The sequence below is a fragment of the uncultured Marinobacter sp. genome (assembly GCF_963974375.1).
GTDB lineage: Bacteria > Pseudomonadota > Gammaproteobacteria > Pseudomonadales > Oleiphilaceae > Marinobacter.
Map to the genome: position 1 here is coordinate 1 of NZ_CAXBDN010000330.1, position 3,985 is coordinate 3,985.

Genomic DNA, 3,985 nt, shown 5'->3' on the forward strand with positions numbered 1-3,985 from the left:
GAAGATGGCCCCACCTCACAGCCTGACGGTGGCCGAGTTAGCTGGCCAGGAAGGCATCAGCACCGCGACCTTGTACAATTGGCGTAAAGCCGCCAGAGAACGAGGTGCCGTTTTGCCGTCGAACTCAGCCACGCCTGAAAAGTGGAGTAGCGAAGAGAAGTTCCGCATTGTTCTGGAGACCGCCCCGATGACCGAGGCGGAACTCGGTGAATATTGTCGCAAGCACGGTCTGTATCCGGAACAAATCGAAGCCTGGAAGACCGCCTGCATGGGTGCCAACGCCCAGTCTGACGAACAGGCCAGGCGTAACCGGAAAGCGGCGACGACTGAGAAAAAGCGGGTCAAAAAGCTCGAATCTGAATTACGTCGCAAGGAAAAAGCCCTGGCGGAAACAGCAGCGCTACTGACGCTGTCAAAAAAAGCCGAGGCGATCTGGGGCCCCAAAGACGAGGACGAATGACCAGCCTCCCGGATCGCCAGCAGGCGGTTGCTCTGATCCACGAAGCTCAGAGCAGCGGCGCCCGGCTGGCCAAGGCCTGTGCCTTGCTGAACCTGAGTGTGCGCACCTTCCAGCGCTGGACGACTGATAAGGCTGTCAAAGCGGATCAGAGACCGGTGGTGCCCAGGCCGGCACCGACTAACAAACTGACGGATCAGGAGCGTCAGGCTGTGGTGTCACTCAGCAATCAAAAGAGATACCAGAGCTGTCCGCCGGCATTCATCGTTGCGGACCAAATGGATCAGGGGCGTTACCTGGCCTCGGAGTCGACCTTTTACCGTGTGCTGCGGGAGCATGGCCAGGTTAACCCCAGAGGCCGTCAGAAAGCGCCACAGCCCAAGAGACAGGCGACGACACACCAAGCCACAGAACCCAACCAACTGTGGTCGTGGGATATCTCCTGGCTGCCTGGCCCGGCACGAGGCACCTGGTTCTATCTGTACCTGATGCTGGACGTCTACAGCCGCAAGATCGTTGGTCACGAGGTCTACCAGAGCGAAACGGGAGAGCTGGCCAGTGAGTTCATCGAAAAGGCTTACTGGCGTGAGCACCTGGCAGCCAGGGAGAAGCCTCTTGTGCTGCACTCGGACAATGGCAGCCCCATGAAGGCCTCGACCTTCCTGGAAAAGCTGTACGACCTGGGCATTACGCCCTCGAACAGCCGGCCCAGAGTGAGCAACGATAACGCCTACTCAGAGTCGCTGTTCAAAACCCTGAAGTTCCGGCCAGGGTTCCCGGTCAACGGCTTCAGCACCATCGAGGACGCCCGTGAATGGGTGCTGGCCTTCGTGCGCTGGTACAACACCGAGCACCGTCACAGCGCCTTGAATTACGTAACACCTCAGCAGCGTCACGATGGCGAGGCTGATCAGATCCTGGCTCAGCGCAAACAGGTGATCGAGGCTGCGAAGGCTGAGAACCCGCGGCGCTGGTCCGGTGATATCCGAAACTTCAGCTTGCCGGAATCAGTGACTCTGAATCCGGAAAAGGCGGTGAACTGTTAAAGAGCTGATGACTTAAACACGACAACTACGTTGACAGACTCCGGTTAGTAAAAGATCCTAGTAAGTTCAATGCCGTAAATTTCTCAGCTCCTGTCTCGCTATTCGAGTCAGATAGATAACAGAAAAATATTTGTAATTTTTCAAAAAACGAAGTTCAAGGAGAAAGATATGTTTGATTGGTTAAAACAAAATGTAGAACAGGCTCGCTCGAAATTGACAGCCGAAGCCTCTAAATTTAAAAACCGTTCCTTCATGGAAGCTGTAGTGAATGGCTGCGCACTGGTCGCTGCAGCGGATGGCAGTATAGACGCATCTGAAAAGCAAAAAATGGCCGGTTTTCTTGAGCGCTCCGACGAACTGAAGCATTTTGACATGCGCCAGGTCATTGAGGTCTTCCAAAAGGCCGCCGCTGATTTTGAGTTTGATCATGGCATCGGTAAGGGATCGGCTCTTAAGGCAATTGGCAAGATCAAAGGTAATGACGAGCAGGCTAGATTGCTCGTACGTGTAGTCTGTGCAATTGGCGCTGCTGATGGCGATTTTGATGCCCAAGAGAGAGCCATGGTTGCTGAAATTGCGCGAGAGCTTGACCTAAATCCTGCAGAATTTGATCTGTAGTTTTCAGGTCACGAATTGCATGTGAACAAATCATCAAATTCATATGCCCCCTGATTCAAAGGAAGGATTTTAATGCACGAATTTGAGACCTATCAGCTGACTGTCATAGCAGTAGGCGCCATAGCTTTTGGCGTTTACTTGCTAGTTAAGGGTGGAGATTGGACCGTAGACAATGCGATTATCGTTGCTGAAAGAGCCGGACTGTCTAAGTTTTTCATCGCTGCCACCATCGTAGCTTTTGGCACGTCAGCACCTGAACTGTTCACATCTATGAACGCTAACCTCACGGGCTACCCGGGGATTTCCGTCGGCAATGTCATTGGTTCGAACATAGCCAATGTGCTTTTGGTGGTAGCCGTGTCCGCAATGATAGCCCCTTTGGTTTTCGACCACAAAGCCGCTCGCGTTGATACGCTCGTCATGGTCGGTGCGACCGTCGCCATGGTCGTTGCGATTTTAGCCGGTCTATTGCCGCGCTGGGGCGGTTTCTTGATGGTGGTGGCAATCGTTCTGTATATTATATACCAGTACAAAGCCCATAAATTGGATGTTCCGGAATCTGATGAAGATTACAGCGAGGGTGAGGGTGCAAAAGCGCCCGGACTGATGCTGGTTGTTGGGATTGGCACACTTCTCGTCGGTTCAGAGATCCTTGTTCAGGGTGCCGTTGCAGGTGGCGTCGCTCTGGGCGTCCCCGAAGCTGTAATTGGAATGACCATGATTGCGTTCGGAACCTCGCTGCCAGAGCTCACGGCCTGTGTGGCTGCCGCACGCAAGAACCACTCTGATTTGATCATTGGCGGAATCGTTGGGTCAAATATCTTCAATATTTTGTCGGTCATGGCATTTTCTGCAATTGCAAAGCCGCTGGTAATCAACAGCCGCTTTATCTCCTTCGATATGCCCGTCGTGGTTGCAGTGACAATGCTATTTGCCTTTTCCCTTTTATTTGTGGGGAAGATTGGTCGCGTAACAGGTGCCGCTATGGCTATCGGGTATCTATTGTTCCTCGGTGTTCAGTTTTTTGTAGTCTGATCTGCGGCAGTGTCCCCTGTGACCTGGTAAAACTCAGGACACTGCCGCCGCTTTGATAAACATTGTTCACCCTTGTGGGCGTCGCCAGAAATGGATGGCAAAATACAAACTGCCTCCAATTATCCGGTAATGATGCTTATCTGATGTAAAGCCTCTATGGATATCAGCGACAAAAATGAATTGTTGGATGTGAGAGGAAAAATGGCTTTGCATCAGCATGCACGATGCTGTCCAGAAGTAAGCGTTCATTCCACGACGTTCTGCCGCCCCGCTGAAATTCGCCATACAGTAACCTCACATTTCCCAGCACGAGGTTACCCCTATGAGAAAGCACCGTACTCCAGAACAGTGGCAGACCCTGGTTGATCAGCAGTGCGCCAGCGGCCTCTCGGCTTCGCAATTTTGCAAACAAGAGAACATTGGCTACGCCAGCTTCTGTAACTGGCGTAAGCGCCTGGCCGATCCGTCGCTCGATGACTCGGCAGGATCCGGTGAAGCCAGCTTTCTGGATTTGTCGTCACTGATGGGCACGTCGCAATCCTCCGGCCCAGGCTGGAACATTGTGCTTAGCCTCGGCAACGGCGTTGAACTACGGCTGAGCCAGAACGGATGATCGGGCTCGATAGCCAGGCGCGCATCTGGCTGTGCACCGAGCCCACCGACATGCGCAAATCGTTCCGGGGCCTGAGCGCCCTGGTCCGGAATCAGTTGAAGCACGACCCACTCAGCGGCCAGTATTTCGTCTTCGTTAATCGCCGCAAGACCCAGATGAAGAGTAAGCGTTCATTCCACGACGTTCTGCCGCCCCGCTGAAATTCGCCATACAGTA

At 53.3% G+C, this 3,985-nt stretch carries 5 protein-coding genes; all 5 read left to right on the top strand.

The window, feature by feature from the left end:
• Positions 1–1,503, top strand: a protein-coding gene (locus AAC035_RS19370; RefSeq protein WP_339806754.1) for an IS3 family transposase whose coding sequence is annotated in 2 segments (ribosomal slippage) — positions 1–431 and positions 431–1,503 — 1,504 coding nt annotated over the 2 segments. Because the reading frame shifts where the segments join, the coding sequence is not laid out codon by codon here. This gene is flagged as partial in the annotation.
• A gap of 168 nt (positions 1,504–1,671) precedes the next feature.
• The gene (locus AAC035_RS19375) at positions 1,672–2,121 is read left to right on the top strand and encodes a tellurite resistance TerB family protein (protein ID WP_339806755.1); all 450 of its coding nucleotides are present in this window, start codon (positions 1,672–1,674) and stop codon (positions 2,119–2,121) included.
• 72 nt (positions 2,122–2,193) lie between these two features.
• Positions 2,194–3,156 (top strand): calcium/sodium antiporter, encoded by a 963-nt coding sequence (locus AAC035_RS19380; protein ID WP_339806757.1) that lies wholly within the window; start codon positions 2,194–2,196, stop codon positions 3,154–3,156.
• Positions 3,157–3,478: 322 nt separating this feature from the next.
• On the top strand, positions 3,479–3,769 hold the full coding sequence (locus AAC035_RS19385; protein ID WP_339806758.1) for an IS66 family insertion sequence element accessory protein TnpB: 291 nt from the start codon (positions 3,479–3,481) through the stop codon (positions 3,767–3,769).
• On the top strand, positions 3,766–3,969 hold the full coding sequence (gene tnpB / locus AAC035_RS19390) for an IS66 family insertion sequence element accessory protein TnpB (protein ID WP_339806759.1): 204 nt from the start codon (positions 3,766–3,768) through the stop codon (positions 3,967–3,969). Before AAC035_RS19385 ends, tnpB begins: the two co-directional genes overlap by 4 nt.
• The last annotated feature ends 16 nt before the right edge of the window (positions 3,970–3,985 follow it).